The organism is Ruegeria sp. BI12 (assembly GCF_056537985.1).
The window spans coordinates 869,803-882,017 of sequence record NZ_JBQFSL010000002.1; the positions used below are offsets into that span (position 1 = coordinate 869,803).

A 12,215-nucleotide genomic window follows, 5' to 3' on the forward strand; every position below is an offset into this window, starting at 1 on the left:
TGTCAAAGGTTTCAGTTGCCTCCGACAGAACACCGTTTGCTGCTGCCCAGAGTTGCACAAGTTGACTTACCCGAGCTGCCCTTCCTGACTTTGACCTCGCGCGAAGGGGCGGCCTGTGGCGTGGATTCATCCACGTCAACGTTGGTGTGGGACACTTTGCTCATCAACCCCTTTAGGAATCCACCGATACCACCTGTGCTGGCCACTTCGGGGCCCGCCTCGCTCAGCGCGGATGCAAGCAGCAGGTTTTGGGTGCGAATGTAAGACAGTTGCGACAGTTCCTGATTTTCAAAAACTTCGCCATTGGTTATGTCCATGACGCCCTCAGAGCTAAAACCCGAACTGCTCAACGTGTTCACCAACACCGCGGTTACATCCAGATTTTTTAGCTTTTCCTGACCCATCTTAAGCTGCGCCAATTGCATCGTTTCATAAAGACCGTGCATTTCTTCTGCGATCTCGGGCTGTCGGAGCAGAGGGACTTCGATTCCGTTGCCAACAACCAAGGCTGGATGCGGTAGCATTGCGTTTAGGCCAGCATAATCGACCATACCAAGAAACTCCCGGATCGTCTCATCACTGGCATCTGCGTGAAGGCGAATGACTACCTCTTGATCAAAGCCGATACGGCCAGTGAAAGCGCGATAGTTAGACTCTTTGGTGTCATCCAGAAAATTGCCCGTTGTTTCGATGAAGGCTACACCATCGATCACGGCATAGCCTTGTTCAGCCTTCATCCCATCCAAAAACGCATCCTGCGCGCTCAGCGCTAGACCAGCCATTGTGTTTCGTGCCGCTTGCGGCTTGAGCGTAATATCCAGCCAGACCAGTTCGCCTGCTTTTTCGTAAACGGTGCCTGTCTCATCCAATTTACGAAGCACACCATCTTTTCCGGCAGTGTTGAGCCTTAGCAATTCGGCCGGGCCGCTGATTGAACTGACAAGAGGCGTTGGGCCGAACTCTGAAAGGACTCTGGAGACTGCCTTGGTCTCGGCATCGGTCAGGGCATATTGCACCCAACCATCCGGTGGCGATGGCAGATACGATTTTGCACCAGCGTCCCAGAGCTTTTGGCGCTCACGCGCCGCTTGTTTAATCTCACGCTCTTTTTGGCTTTGATCAAACCGCGCCGAGATGGTTTCAATGTATCCGCTGATCGAAAGCCCACCGCCCGACTTTTTATCCTGCTGAAAATAGTCAAGGCCCGCGACAACCAGACCAACAATTAACGCAAACCCAATGAACCTTAGCGCGCCCATTTTTGACCTCAAAATTTCTTACTTCTCACTTTAGTCCAAGGTAGCCGCAAAATTTGGCACCCTTGTGGCGTGGAAGCGGAAATTCCGCGGATGCGTGGTCCTATGGGTTTGGCAGAATCTTTCCGGGATTCATGATATTATCCGGGTCCAGTGCCGCTTTGATAGCAGCCATATACTTAACGCCCGGCCCAAGCTCCCTGACCAAATAGGGACGTTTACCCTGCCCGATTCCATGTTCGCCAGTGCAGGTGCCCTCCATCGAGATCGCCAGATCATTCAGCCATCCGACGAATTCGTCAGCTTTGCTGACCTCGTCCTCGTTTTGCATATCGATCAGCAGCAAACTATGAAAATTACCATCACCAACATGCCCAACCATCGGAGCCATCAAACCCATTTCCTGCGCTTTGTTCTGAGTCGCTGTGACACATTCCGCCAAACGCGAAATCGGGACACAGACATCAGTGGAAATACCGCGCGCGCCCGGACGCAGCTGCAGGCAGGCCCAATACATGTCATGCCGCGCCTGCCACAGTTTGTTGCGCTCCTCGGTCGTTGACGTCGCCGCGAAATCGGTCCCACCAAACTCTTCCGCGATCTGCCCAAAGGTCTCGGCCTGCTCGACCGCACCATTTTCAGACCCGTGGAATTCTAATAGAAGCAGAGGCGTTTCTGGCAGGCTCAGACCAGAATAGGCGTTGGCGGCCCTGACCGACATCTCATCCAGCAGCTCGATCCGAGCCACCGGAACGCCATACTGGATCGTCATCATGACTGCCTGACAGGCAGCGTCCACAGTTGGGAACGAACAACGGGCCGAGGTGATCGCTTCGGGGATACCCTGCAGGCGCAAGGTGAGCTCGGTTATGATACCCAATGTCCCTTCGGCCCCGATCAGCAGTCGGGTCAAGTCATACCCGGCCGAAGACTTCTTCGCCCGGTGCCCGGTTCGGATGATTTGCCCATCAGGCATGACCGCCTCAAGGCTAAGGACATTGTCCTTCATCGTGCCATAGCGCACTGCATTGGTCCCCGACGCCCGCGTCGCCGCCATTCCGCCCAACGAGGCATTCGCGCCGGGATCAATAGGGAAGAACAGACCCTGATCGCGCAGATGGGAATTCAAGTCTTCGCGCGTCACACCGGGCTGCACAACGCAATCCAGATCACCCGGGTTTACACCCAAGACTTTGTTCATCTGGGTAAGGTCCACGGAAATACCGCCAGCAGGTGCGTTCACATGGCCCTCGAGCGACGTGCCGGTACCGAACGCAATCACCGGAACCTTATGCGTGGCGCAGGTTTTTACAATTTCGGAAACCTCTTGCGTGGAATGGGGAAAAACCACGGCATCCGGCAATTGGTTTTCAATCCATGTAGTCGTGTGGCCATGCTGTTCGCGAATAGCCTGCCCCGTCTGCAACCGGTCACCAAATTTTTGCTTCAGGATGCCGACAGTTGCCTCAATCCCCACTTCGTTTCGCGGCAAAGCAACTGCCTGTACCATGTCAGTCTCCTATGGTTCGCTGGGCTATTCGCCCAACGCAATTCCTTCACGACGTGGATCGGCGCCGCCGACCAGGACATCGCCGATCTCAATCGCGTGCAGGCCCGAAGTCAGGTCGCGCGGGTTCACTTCAAAACCCAACTCGATTAGCGGGTCCGAGAACCCTTCGGCGGCGGTTCCCACTTCGACATCATAAGTGCCAAAGCGATTTACGAGATGTGGCAGTGAAAGGGCTTGCTGCACATTCATGTCCCAATCCGCCCAGGCAATGATCGACTTGGCAACGTAGCCGATGATACGGCTGCCCCCCGGCGATCCGATAGCCAGAACAGGCGCGCCGTCTTGCATGACAATTGTCGGGCTCATGGACGAACGCGGACGTTTGCCTGGCTCCAGCCGGTTGGCAATTGGCACACCGTTACTGTGTGTTTTGAACGAGAAGTCTGTAAGTTCGTTGTTCAGCAAAAATCCGTTTGTCATCAGCCGAGAGCCAAACCCGTTCTCAATCGTCGTCGTCATGGACAGAACGTTGCCATATTGATCAACGATCGAAATATGCGACGTCGACGGCAACTCGATCGAAACATCGTCGGCCCAGTTTGACGCATGGTCAAATTCCGGATTGCCCGGTGCCACTTCTGTCAGGGCCGCTTCGCCGCCTAACAGCGCGCCGCGGTCGGACAGATAAGAAGGATCGACCAAGCCCTGCGTTGGCATGGGAACAAAATCATGATCGGCCATGTAACGGCCGCGATCTGCGAAAGCCAGACGTGAGGCATCCCCGATCATGCGCCAGGTGTTTACATCTTCGGGACCCATTGCCGCCAGATCATAACCGTCCAGCATCCCCAATATCTGCCCGACGGTCAGTGCACCTGAAGATGGCGGGCCCATGCCGCAGACCTCATAGGTCCGATAGGACGCGCAAACCGGTTCACGCTCGATCACCTGATACAGCGCCAGATCAATTCCCGACAAAACGCCCGGGTTGCCTTCGGCATTACGCACAGTACTAACGATCCCAGCTGCAATTTCACCGCCATAAAATCCGGCCGAGCCTTCTTCGGCCAATATCCGCAGTGTCTCAGCATAATCCGGGTTGGTCAGGCGTTGCCCCTGCGCGAGTGGTTTGCCGTCAGGTAGAAAATACTCGGCGGTAACAGGAAAACGCGATAGTCGATCGGCATCCTTCTCGACCAGGCTAGCAAGGCGAGGAGAAACCAGAAAACCGTCATCAGCCAAAGCGATGCCGTCAGCAAACAGGCTTGGCCAAGGGCTGCGGCCCCAACGCCGGTGCGCCTCTTCCAGCAAGGCCGGGGTTCCGGGCGTGCCTACCGACAAGCCACCAACAACCGCATCAAAGAACTTCAGCGGCTCACCGTTCTCATCGTGAAATAGCCGGTGATCTGCTTCCAACGGAGCCGTTTCGCGCCCGTCCAGTGTCGTCAACTGGCCAGTTGCAGCGTCATACCAGACCAGAAACGCACCGCCACCAAGCCCGGACGACTGCGGCTCGACCAATCCGAGTACAACCTGAACGGCAACCATAGCATCAGCCGCCGACCCGCCTGCACGTAGAACTTTCGCACCTGCTTCGACTGCTAGCGGATTTGCCGCTGCGACCATCCAGTTCTCGGAGGTGACAGGCTGCCCTGCCATCTTGGCTTCAAGCGCAGCAACGACTTCCTCGGTAAGGCCTTGCACCTGCCCCTCGGACGCACCTTCTGGCGCAACCGCATCTGCCGTTTCCTGAGCAACCGATGACCCGGCCAGCGCCATCGCCGACACAAACACTCCCGAAATCAGACTTCGTTTCATAGTGTCCTCCTGAAAATTTGCGTATGTAAATTGGCACTGCCCGCATCAAACCACGGAAAACGCCTCATCAAAGCATTGCCGGCACCACCTGATCCGGCGGGCGGTGACCGTCCTCGAAAGTCTTGATATTTATAATAACTTTCTCGCCCATTTCGATCCGGCCCTCCAGCGTGGCCGACCCCATATGAGGCAGTAGCACCACGTTCGGCAACTGCCGCAGTCGTGGGTTCACATCCGTTCCGTGTTCGTAGACGTCCAACCCCGCCCCCGCGATATCACCCGAGCGTATCTGGCGGGTTAGCGCGTTTTCATCAATCACCTCGCCCCGCGACGTATTGACGATAACGGCTGTCGGTTTCAGCAATTTTAGTCGCCGCGCATTCATCAAGTGGAAGGTCGACGGTGTGGAAGGGCAATGGATCGATATCACATCCATCCGCGCAACCATCTGGTCGAGGCTTTCCCAATACGTAGCCTCCATTTCCTGTTCCGTTTCAGGACGAAGTCGGCGGCGGTTATGATAATGCACCTGCATACCAAAAGCGCTGGCGCGGCGCGCCACGGCCTGACCGATACGCCCCATGCCCAGAATACCTAGGCGCCGCCCGCCGATACGCCCACCCAACAAGGCATTAGGCGCCCAACCTGCCCAATCGCCTTGCTGCATGACGGTCAGACCCTCGGGAATTCGGCGAGTCACGGCAAGGATCAACGCCATGGTCATATCCGCCGTGTCGTCGGTCAGAACGCCCGGTGTATTCGACACTAAAATACCCCGCTGTCGCGCGGTCGCGACGTCGATATTGTCGACACCCGCCCCATAGTTCGCGATCAAGCGCAGGTTTTCACCCGCCTGCCCCAGCAAGCCTCCATCTATCGTATCGGTCACGGTTGGCACCAGAACATCAGCAGATTTCACGGCCTCAACCAATTCTTCGCGGGTCATCGGACTGTCATCGTCGCGCAACTGCACATCGAACAATTCGCTTAACCGGGTTTCAACCGCCTCGGGCAACCGTCGCGTAACGACAACACTCAGACGTTCTCTTGACACCTCTGCACTCCCACTGCTTTGCAAACCTTCGCGCGCCATGTCATCGTGGCGCAGGATAAGGCGGGGCACAAGAACCCCATAGGCATTGAGTCGACCTTTTTTCGAAGCAAGATCAACAGGCACAAGAGCAGACAGTAAGTGAGTGGTTTTCTACCCGTAAAGCGCCTTGTTTCGGCGGCATTCGCTGTTTTCCTAACGGTGTTTGGTGGCTTGGCTGCCAGCGCGCAGGATAAACGTGGCCCCGTTACAAACTTACCCCTCCCACGGTTCGTTTCGATGAAAGCCGCCGAAGGCAATGTGCGCCGCGGCCCATCCCTGACCCACCGAATCGACTGGGTTTTCAAACGGCGCGGTATGCCGCTGCAGATCACCGCAGAATACGGGAACTGGCGCAGGGTTCAGGACCGTGACGGAGCAGGAGGATGGGTGCATTATGCCCTTTTGTCAGGTGTTCGAACGGTGTTGGTCGACGCCGAATTACTGACCGTTTACACAAGCCCCGACGCAAATACGCCGATCAGCGCACAGTTTGAAACGGGCGTTGTCGCGCGCCTGGGAAGTTGTTCGCTGGACTGGTGCCAGATTTCTGCGGGCGGATATCGCGGATGGGCGCAGAAAACAAACCTTTGGGGCGTCGACCCTGCCGAAATCCGAGAATAGCCTTTGCAGGTCAGGATGTACGCGCGATAAAATCGCAGGTCAGTTTGACCAGTTCCGGACCAACGTCTTCCTGCAAGAAATGCCCCGCATTCGGCAAGATCACATGGGGCTGCCCCACTGCTCCCGGGCACAGCTTTTGGAACACAGTATCAATCCCTGCCATGACCTGATCATCGGCCCCGAATGCGGTGAGAACAGGCGTCTGTAGCCCCCGGATCACTTCCCACGCCTGCCGGTTCGGACCCGAGGACGGATCGTCAGGCGTCGCCGGAACCAGCATCGGAAACTGCCGTGCCCCGGCCTTGTAACTCTCATCTGGAAATGGGGCATCATAGGCTGCGATAACGTCTTCGGACATGGGCGAAACAGTTCCCCCTTTCAGAATACCACCTGCTGGGAATACCGGGACCTCCTGACTGAACTTGCGCCAGTTCTCGAACGCAGCGCCCATTGGCTGATCGCCAGTCGGCAGCGCAGTGTTGGCAACGACGATACGCGCGAACCGATCCGGCATCTCGGCCCACAAACGAAGCCCGATCAGCCCACCCCAGTCCTGACAAACCAAAGTGATGTTACGAAGGTTTGCCTTGCGCAGCCATTCAGCCATCCAACCGACGTGCCGCTCATATGTGTAGTCGCTTCGTTCGGTTGGCTTGTCGGAGCGTCCGAATCCAATCAGATCCGGCGCAACAGCACGATGACCATGTGCGGCGAATCCCGAAACCATATGCCGGTAAAGATAAGACCAACTAGGTTCACCATGCATCATCAATACGGGATCGGCATCGATCGGTCCTTCATCCACATAATGCACCCGCAATTGTCCGCCTTCGGTGTCATCCACTTGCGTGTAATTTGGTGCAAACGGGTATTCTGAAAGGCCGTCAAACCGGGTATCTGGCGTACGTAAAAACTTCATGCTCTTCCTTTCAAATTTTTCCACCTCGGGTCGCCACACGGGACCTTCACGCACCTAACCTTTTGCGAACAATTGGGTTTCAGAACGCGCTTACCACAGGGACAGGTTCCAAGTACGCCCCATCGCGACACAAACCTCTTGGCAAACTAAAAGGACCCGATCACAGCAGAATTGAACACCACTCCTACAAAAACAAGCGGCTCTCAGATCTGTAATTGGCCCCTTTCGTTTTTTTTCAAACCGCACTCATTTTTTTGTCGGAAAGGTCTTGAACCCGCCGATCAACAATCGTAGACAGCGCCTCACCGTTGGGGTGTAGCCAAGTGGTAAGGCAGCGGTTTTTGGTACCGTGTATCGTAGGTTCGAATCCTACCACCCCAGCCATGATATTCCCAAAAAATCACGCACTGAATATTTGATCGCCTATTACCGCGTGTTTTCTGAAGGTTGTCATTCGGCTATTCGAGCTGAGACCCGAGTTTAGGCTCCACAATGGTCGATTTCGGGCCGCAGTCTCAGTTCGCGATTCCGGCGTTACGAGTTTGGTGATTTTGGGAGGGTCTGTAGATCAGAGCGCAGAGAACTCCTTGTGCTGATCTGACCAGATAGCCGGGAATCCCGACTTGATCAGGTAATCCGTGGTTAGGCTGTCAGGTTGTTCGCCTGCAGCGATGGCATCCAGAACGTTAGGCGACAGCATTGCGAGATCGACCACATCCTGCACCCGGCGTATGGAAGTACCTTCCAATTCAGCGATTTCAGAGAACGTTCTGCCATCTAAAATCATCGCCAACCAATCGTGTGCCTTGATGATGTTGCGAACAAGTATCCGATCGATCTCAGGAGGCGGATCGCCCAAGTGCAGTTTCAGCTCTACGCCTCTGCGGCGCATCCGGAATGGCGCTTGGATCGTTAGTTCTTCGGCATCGACCTGATCCACCCTGCACTCGATCATCCGGGCCATTGCCTGTAGATCCAGCTGCACGGTCAGGAACCCCTGTCGTATACCCGCCCATGTCCGGTCTCACGGCTTATGCCGCGTCGCAACATAGAACGCGCGGACGATGCAAAGGGATGCTGCGTCAGCGAAGCTCCAAAATTCAATGTCGGGGAAGTCCGCGGTCCAGACTTTAACCGCCTCCATATCTCGCTTGTGCAGCGAATGGCCGGTTTGGTGAAGCTGCATTGCGGCGAGGCAGGGCGTGATCAATGGCCGGAATGGGCCGGAGTTCACGTGTTGACTAGTAACCGCAGGATCGCGGCCTCAGACACAGGCCTGCCGACCAGCCTAAATCGTGAAAGGTGCGGGAGCCCGACAACAATCCGCCCGTCCGGCGACCGAAACCGGCGAAGTTTGATGTTGCCCCAACCTGCGAGCATTTCACAATCCGGCGAAGCCTTTAAAAGAGCTGCGGCCACCTTCGTTGCTTCCGTCGAACACGTCGGCACCAGACGCACCTTTTTGCGTGCCAATGGCTCTCGCCAAAATTCCAACCCGGCACCCAGAGAACGTCGCTTCTGATCGGTGCTGAGATCACCCCATGCGCCGCTCCGAAACGGAGCGACGACACCGGTGATTACTATCATGTGGTGCAACACCAATCAAAGCGCAGAGCTTCAGGAACTGATCTGTGAGCGGCGATTTCGTTGTATCGTGCTCAACTTCATACGAGTTTCCGCGCTCATCTTACACCACACGCATCTCTGCCCTTTCTGGAGCCCTGCCAGGGTTGAGCGACAAAAAGGCTACTTGCCCTGTTTTAAGGGTCGACCATGGGCAATAAAGCGGTTTAAAGCCCTCGGTCAGGCCCAGGCTGGCTTCGAGCCGTCTCAGCTCCTGATCCCATTCATCTCTTGTGCGTCCAGCGTTGAGAGCTTCAGGTGAACCCGTCATAGCAACACATCTCCAGATCCGCGTTTCTGAACCAGATCGAGAAAGTCAGTGACACTCAGCAACCAGATTTGCTGGTCTGCGTGATACGTCCCGTGCAGCCCGTACGGCAAAACAAGGCGCAGGTTCTGAGCCTGCATTTCTGTTGTCTGCGCACGGGAAATTGCGGGTTCAAGAGTCAGCAGATGTTTTTCAGAAATCCGACGGGCTTCTGCGAGAACCTGGCGCCATCGGTCTTTGCAGGTTGTTTTCACACCGAGCATCGTGAGACCGGTTTCCGGATAGCTGGTATTTGCGTATTCCTCTTCGCCCGGAAATAGGAAGTCAGCTGCGTTGCGTTTTTCAGTCGTGGCCTCACGTTTGTAGTGCAGGTTATGAGCCTGAAGAATGGCCTCTGTATGATGACCAAACGCATAGCCGGCTCGTGACTTGCGGCGGTTCTGAACCCCAAGCGAGAACTTCAGAAAGCCATCCACATCAGCACCACTTTCATCGAAAAACCCTGTCTTTAACCGATCCGCGACGATCTCGCGTTCCATGTAACGGAACAGTGCTTCTTCATGCTCCATCCAGGCCAGCAGGGCTTCGTCCGGAGACCCGACGGGATCAATTCCGGACAGGCTGTCACGCGCGAATTTCGAGAATTTCGCAGTCGACGGGAACGCCAGACCAAACTTGTGAACGAGCCGCTCGAAGGCGGGCGGTTCGACGTCCTCCGGCTCAATGCCCAGAGCATCCAGAATGATCCGGGCGGCAAAATCAACATCCCTGCCCCCTTCACTACCAATGTCGCGCTGGCTGAGCTCATAGTTCCCGGTCAATGCCAGCCCAAACAACCACAGGAGTTGTTGTTCGATTGAACTGCCAGCCGGGCAGAGAATGGCCAGTACGTGGCGTTCGGCAGTCATACAGAGAAACAGTGTGTCTCCGGCAGTCGCGCGATAAACAACCGGTTCCGAAGCCGCCGGATAGTACAGCCTGTACTCCGCTGTCCGGTGTGGTTGCCGCCTTCGGCTGTTGTACCAGGAGCCGGTCAGGTTCAGCCTGATGGGATCCTCTCCACTGTCATCGATCCAGATATAGGTGACCGGGATCTTTTCCCGGTCTTCCGGGGTTCCGACAAACGCCCGGAATACATCAACGCCCTGGAACTCATGGCCATGGGACACTTTGGGATCAACTTCCGTGCCGCGCAGGACTTTTGCACCGGCACCAACAAAATACTTCGACAGAAAACCGTGCCCGGACAAAAACTGCTCCCTGAATGGCTACCGGAGCCCCTCAATATCAAGCTCCGCGTCGCCACAGGACAACCATTGCGAGAGCGTGTCAATCACATCCGCAACGTTTTGCCTGCCTTTTCCTTTCAGGGCACATTCCCACACGATTGCCACGCGCCAGTCCGCCGCCCGCAGGGCAGCAAGGTTTTTCTGATCCCGCTGCACATTCCCGCCGATCTTGCCCCGCCAGAACTCTTCGCGTGTTTTTGGCCATTTGAACAGCGGGCATTGATGACCATGCCAGAAGCACCCGTTTACAAAGATCACGGCCTGATACTTTGGCAGTACCAGATCCGGTCTCCCCGGCAGTTTTCGGTTGTGCAGGCGATAGCGGAAACCCCGGGCGTGAAGCCCGCGCCGGATGATCAGTTCCGGTTTGGTATCCGCACCCCGGATTGCCGCCATGTTGCGGCTGCGGGTTTGCCGGTCGTGGACGTCAGCCAGCTTTGCGAACAGGTATCGTCCCCTGCCCTTCCAGGATTACGCGGACATGCGGCTCCATAATTCGCGCCACCTCGGCAAATACCGGCACGGCCACCGAGTTCCCAAACTGCTTGTAGGCCTGTGTATCCGAGACCGGTATCCGGAAATCTTCCGGATACCCCATCAGCCGGGCACATTCGCGCGGGGTCAGACGGCGGGGATTATTGCCTTCACCCCGGCTCACGAGGATTTCGGAGCCGTCCTTGTAGTAGCGGGCGGAAAGAGTTCTGGCGATGCTGTCTCCGTCTACAAGGCCGAAGCCAAACCCGTTACCCTTAGCTTTGTGTTTGGCCGCATAGTCCTGCAGGTATTTCCAAAGCTTGTCGGTCAGGGTGTATTTTTCACTGACGGTGGCATCATTGCCGAGCGTGAAATGCCCTTCAGGATTCTCCAGACCGTTCTCCGGATGCAGAATGTCCCGCATTCGGCGCGCTCCGCGTGCCGGCAGAGCAACATCATCGAAGCTGAACGGTACCTCCTCACGGAACCCCACAATAACGATCCGCTCCCGGTGTTGAGGCACAAAATGGGCCGCATCAATCACCCGGGGATCGGGCACGTAATAACCCAGCTCATCCCGGAGCTTACGTATGATGACTTCAAAGGTCCGGCCCTTGTCGTGGCTGCGCAGGTTTTTCACATTTTCCAGCATGAATGCAGCCGGACGGTGATGTTTCAGGATCCGCAGCACATCGAAGAATAGTGTACCCTGGGTCTCGTCATCAAAACCGTGGGCACGGCCAAGTGCGTTCTTTTTCGAGACGCCGGCAATCGAAAACGGCTGACAAGGAAACCCGGCGACCAAAACGTCATGTTCCGGGATCGCTTCGGCCTCGATTTGAGTGATGTCGCCCGCGATGGCGCGGTTATCCGCGAAGTTGGCGTCGTAGGTCTGTTGGGCGTATTTATCCCATTCCGACGTAAACACACAGCGCCCGCCCGCGCTCTCCATTGCTTTTCGCAGGCCGCCGATACCGGCAAACAGGTCAATGAACGAAAATGCGGCGCCTGATGTATCAGGCTGGCGCGCTTCGGCTTCCATCCGCAGCAGGTTCATAACCCCCTCACGCGGGGTTTCCTCTCCGCGTTTCCAGCGGTAGATGTGACTTTCCGAATAACCCAGGATTTCTGCGGCATCAGAAACCGAATGACCGGTTTTCTGCAACAACAATTCAAATTCGGTCATTCTGCTCGCCCTCTGCTCCCGCGCTTCAGATTTTCGCGGGGAATTTTTTTGTCACTATGGCGACCAGAGTCCCGCGAAGCAAGAACATTCTGGAAACATTGGGGTGAATCTGAAGTTAACGCAGGTTGGGACCTGAGGCTCATCAGGATGCTCGTCGC

Annotated in this window: 10 protein-coding genes and 1 tRNA gene; 2 read left to right on the forward strand and 9 right to left on the reverse strand. The window is 56.1% G+C overall.

The annotated features are described in order from the left end of the window. Nucleotides 1-11: 11 nt before the first annotated feature. The 4 genes from ACR0AK_RS17110 to ACR0AK_RS17125 all read right to left on the reverse strand — a co-directional run bounded on the left by ACR0AK_RS17110 (nt 12) and on the right by ACR0AK_RS17125 (nt 5,638). Nucleotides 12-1,259 (reverse strand): hypothetical protein, encoded by a 1,248-nt coding sequence (locus ACR0AK_RS17110; protein WP_480794231.1) that lies wholly within the window; start codon nt 1,257-1,259, stop codon nt 12-14. A 100-nt stretch (nt 1,260-1,359) separates the two neighbouring features. Then, nucleotides 1,360-2,766: an FAD-binding oxidoreductase gene (locus tag ACR0AK_RS17115; protein ID WP_480794232.1), complete on the reverse strand. Its 1,407-nt coding sequence runs from the start codon at nt 2,764-2,766 to the stop codon at nt 1,360-1,362. A 24-nt stretch (nt 2,767-2,790) separates the two neighbouring features. Then, complete coding sequence (gene ggt, locus ACR0AK_RS17120) at nt 2,791-4,584, reverse strand: gamma-glutamyltransferase (protein WP_480794233.1); 1,794 nt, start codon at nt 4,582-4,584, stop codon at nt 2,791-2,793. Between the two features lie 67 nt (nt 4,585-4,651). Further along, nucleotides 4,652-5,638, reverse strand: a complete 987-nt coding sequence (locus ACR0AK_RS17125) for a 2-hydroxyacid dehydrogenase (RefSeq protein ID WP_480794531.1) — start codon at nt 5,636-5,638, stop codon at nt 4,652-4,654. A 138-nt stretch (nt 5,639-5,776) separates the two neighbouring features. Here ACR0AK_RS17125 and ACR0AK_RS17130 point away from each other — a divergent pair, with 138 nt between their 5' ends. Beyond that, the gene (locus ACR0AK_RS17130; protein ID WP_480794234.1) at nt 5,777-6,298 is read left to right on the forward strand and encodes an SH3 domain-containing protein; all 522 of its coding nucleotides are present in this window, start codon (nt 5,777-5,779) and stop codon (nt 6,296-6,298) included. A gap of 10 nt (nt 6,299-6,308) precedes the next feature. On the opposite strand, the gene ACR0AK_RS17135 is transcribed toward ACR0AK_RS17130, so the two are convergent. After that, nucleotides 6,309-7,217 (reverse strand): haloalkane dehalogenase, encoded by a 909-nt coding sequence (locus ACR0AK_RS17135; protein WP_480794235.1) that lies wholly within the window; start codon nt 7,215-7,217, stop codon nt 6,309-6,311. A 309-nt stretch (nt 7,218-7,526) separates the two neighbouring features. Here ACR0AK_RS17135 and ACR0AK_RS17140 point away from each other — a divergent pair. Further along, a tRNA-Gln gene (locus tag ACR0AK_RS17140) sits at nt 7,527-7,601 on the forward strand. Between the two features lie 184 nt (nt 7,602-7,785). On the opposite strand, the gene ACR0AK_RS17145 is transcribed toward ACR0AK_RS17140, so the two are convergent. The 4 genes from ACR0AK_RS17145 to dcm form a co-directional block, all read right to left on the reverse strand. Next, on the reverse strand, nt 7,786-8,202 hold the full coding sequence (locus tag ACR0AK_RS17145) for a hypothetical protein (protein ID WP_480794236.1): 417 nt from the start codon (nt 8,200-8,202) through the stop codon (nt 7,786-7,788). A 905-nt stretch (nt 8,203-9,107) separates the two neighbouring features. Then, nucleotides 9,108-10,358, reverse strand: a complete 1,251-nt coding sequence (locus tag ACR0AK_RS17150) for a type II restriction endonuclease (protein ID WP_480794237.1) — start codon at nt 10,356-10,358, stop codon at nt 9,108-9,110. Between the two features lie 18 nt (nt 10,359-10,376). Then, entirely contained in the window at nt 10,377-10,793 is a 417-nt protein-coding gene (locus ACR0AK_RS17155; protein ID WP_480794238.1) for a very short patch repair endonuclease, read from the reverse strand. 31 nt (nt 10,794-10,824) lie between these two features. Beyond that, nucleotides 10,825-12,057 (reverse strand): DNA (cytosine-5-)-methyltransferase, encoded by a 1,233-nt coding sequence (gene dcm, locus ACR0AK_RS17160; protein WP_480794239.1) that lies wholly within the window; start codon nt 12,055-12,057, stop codon nt 10,825-10,827. Between the last annotated feature and the right edge of the window lie 158 nt (nt 12,058-12,215).

Bases quoted from the DNA above. Each gene is read 5' to 3' on its own strand.
- ACR0AK_RS17110 (WP_480794231.1), bottom strand. From the start codon at position 1,259: ATGGGCGCGCTAAGGTTCATTGGGTTTGCGTTAATTGTTGGTCTGGTT.
- ACR0AK_RS17115 (WP_480794232.1), bottom strand. From the start codon at position 2,766: ATGGTACAGGCAGTTGCTTTGCCGCGAAACGAAGTGGGGATTGAGGCA.
- ggt (WP_480794233.1), bottom strand. From the start codon at position 4,584: ATGAAACGAAGTCTGATTTCGGGAGTGTTTGTGTCGGCGATGGCGCTG.
- ACR0AK_RS17135 (WP_480794235.1), bottom strand. From the start codon at position 7,217: ATGAAGTTTTTACGTACGCCAGATACCCGGTTTGACGGCCTTTCAGAA.
- ACR0AK_RS17155 (WP_480794238.1), bottom strand. From the start codon at position 10,793: ATGGCGGCAATCCGGGGTGCGGATACCAAACCGGAACTGATCATCCGG.
- dcm (WP_480794239.1), bottom strand. From the start codon at position 12,057: ATGACCGAATTTGAATTGTTGTTGCAGAAAACCGGTCATTCGGTTTCT.